Raw genomic sequence first — 2083 nt, 5'->3', positions numbered from 1 at the left:
GGGTCTTCAATGGCTTCAAAATGTTGGAGAAAAGAGTCGGTCATACTTTAAACGCTACAATAAGTGATTACTCATTGATCTGATCTCACCTTCACTTAAAAGTTCCAATTTATAATGATCTTGCCGTGGAGTCCTTTCCCTGTGTTCATTATTCCTGTTATGTTCAATCGCGTGACTCCGTAACGAAGAACGGCTCCTAATTAGGAGCCGTTCTTGTGTCTAAATTTGATTTGTAGTGGCTACTGCCAATCCATCTTCAACTCTTTATGTTTGGATGCACAATCTTTCAAGTAGAGATTCATTAAGTTCTGATAAGGAACTCCATTCTTGTCTGAAAGCCCTTTGAAGTAGCTAATAACATCTTCATCTAATCTTATCGTTATCTGCTTCTTTGACTTTTTCACATAAGGGTTAGCTACTGAGCTAGAAAATCATACTGTTCACGCATAACGGCAATCCTCATATTGTTTTCGTTCTCGTTTCTCTGCTTTTCTGGCTGATATGATTCTGATTTTCTCATCCTCTCCACGATAGCAATGACAAACAACCAGAACCGGCGACGCTGTCGCCTGAGCGGCCTACGGCCGAAAACAAAGAGACTCAACCGACTAGGCCGCTTTGCATTGTGTTTGTCTGTTCATGTGTTAAAGTCACCTTAGAAATTCAGCCCTGACTTCTTATATCTTCCGCCAAGTTGACCTAAGATTCAGGGCTTTTTTTTATCTGGCGTTTATCTTACTCCTCAATACCTTGCTTCGCAATTTCCCCTTAAAGCTTCTTGTTACCAGACACAAAAAAGGCCGCTATAGCGACCTTTAGATAATCATTGTTCTATCGAAACACTGCACTTCGCACTAAGTGTAATTACGTTAAATAGACCACAAAAAACCGCTAACCACCTTCTTTTTCTGAGGTTACCTTGGAACTTATCGATTTTTTTGAAATGATAGCAAGCACATGACTGTAATCCTCATCATCACCCCATAGGTCACATGAGTTATCACGGATTACAGCGTGATCAGTAATTTCAATTAGATCGCATTCAATGCGGTGATAGCGATAGACATGTGAACCTGTAGCTAATGCAAAACCTGTCTGTCGAATCCAGAACTCGCGACCTTCGGCGGTCTGATGACTATCACTAGCTACAACGTTATAGCTTTCTAGTAGGTACTTAAAGAATATTTGTCTAGCAAGACCTGTTGTAACAAGCTCATGCTTCACATCGTTTGTACGCCATAGCAATACTTGAGTTACGGGACTTGCATTAAGGGCTACATCTTCCCATACGCTCGCTTTTACATAGTAAGCAATACGTTCGCTTGAATGATCTAGCAAAACAATAGCAAAGTTACCACCATCAAGTTCAACGCGTGCTAGTTCATAACTTTCAGGCAGCACAACGCCAACCTGAGTATGAACATCTTTACGCTCTTGCTGTAAAAGCTTGTCATAGTGTTCATGGTTACCTTTGTCTGTAACAAGAAAACCGAACTCTTGGTCAATCTTATCTTGAGTAGTGTAATTTCTTGGCATTGCTTAGCCCTGTCTGCGTTACCTATCTGTCGATAATACCACCGCATCTAATATTATAGAAGCCAACATAGTTAAGGGATAGCCAACGTTAGGTCAGACGCCATAGATAACCCAAATCATAACCCTGTAACATAAAAAAGGCCGCCATTGGCGACCTTCTCGTGATTCTTACTTCGAACATTATGTTGAAACAATTCATGTAAAGTTATCGTTATGCTTCACATGAATTGCTCTTATTTGCAGAAACAAGCGTAACGCCACCATTTAAAGAAAACTTACCATCTAATTTATTGCATGAATCACAAAAAGGTACGATTTTCTCTCCAGACACATCATTGTTATATATATGAGCACCTAATACTGGCGTAGCTGTGCAGCCTTTTTTCGAGCAATCGTTCGGCCACGATTTACCAGAGCCATTTATCCAATGTTTTTTCCAAGTACCACACTTACAACTTCTTGTACTTGTGCCACCTTTGTTTGCCCAACCATCAGCTGTTATTGTCATCGTTATTATTCCTTACATACGGGAAAAACTCCGAACCGT

The 2083-nt window shown here is 40.4% G+C and carries 4 protein-coding genes; all 4 read right to left on the bottom strand.

Annotation, left to right across the window (positions count from 1 at the left end):
- Window positions 1-239: 239 nt before the first annotated feature.
- The 4 genes from AB4484_RS01815 to AB4484_RS01800 all read right to left on the bottom strand — a co-directional run bounded on the left by AB4484_RS01815 (window position 240) and on the right by AB4484_RS01800 (window position 2044).
- On the bottom strand, window positions 240-404 hold the full coding sequence (locus AB4484_RS01815; RefSeq protein ID WP_372076186.1) for a BrnA antitoxin family protein: 165 nt from the start codon (window positions 402-404) through the stop codon (window positions 240-242).
- 36 nt (window positions 405-440) lie between these two features.
- The gene (locus tag AB4484_RS01810) at window positions 441-551 is read right to left on the bottom strand and encodes a hypothetical protein (RefSeq protein WP_372076188.1); all 111 of its coding nucleotides are present in this window, start codon (window positions 549-551) and stop codon (window positions 441-443) included.
- 340 nt (window positions 552-891) lie between these two features.
- On the bottom strand, window positions 892-1536 hold the full coding sequence (locus tag AB4484_RS01805) for a hypothetical protein (RefSeq protein ID WP_372076184.1): 645 nt from the start codon (window positions 1534-1536) through the stop codon (window positions 892-894).
- A 211-nt stretch (window positions 1537-1747) separates the two neighbouring features.
- Window positions 1748-2044 (bottom strand): hypothetical protein, encoded by a 297-nt coding sequence (locus AB4484_RS01800; protein WP_372076182.1) that lies wholly within the window; start codon window positions 2042-2044, stop codon window positions 1748-1750.
- Window positions 2045-2083: the final 39 nt, after the last annotated feature.

Origin of the sequence: Vibrio sp. 10N.261.46.A3 (genome assembly GCF_041472995.1) — a bacterium.
GTDB lineage: Bacteria > Pseudomonadota > Gammaproteobacteria > Enterobacterales > Vibrionaceae > Vibrio > Vibrio coralliirubri.
Note: the sequence above shows the minus strand (reverse complement) of the source record. Positions and strands in the feature narration are given on the sequence as shown.

Coding starts and splice junctions, on each gene's coding strand:
- AB4484_RS01805 (WP_372076184.1), bottom strand. CDS start 1,536: ATGCCAAGAAATTACACTACTCAAGATAAGATTGACCAAGAGTTCGGT.
- AB4484_RS01800 (WP_372076182.1), bottom strand. CDS start 2,044: ATGACAATAACAGCTGATGGTTGGGCAAACAAAGGTGGCACAAGTACA.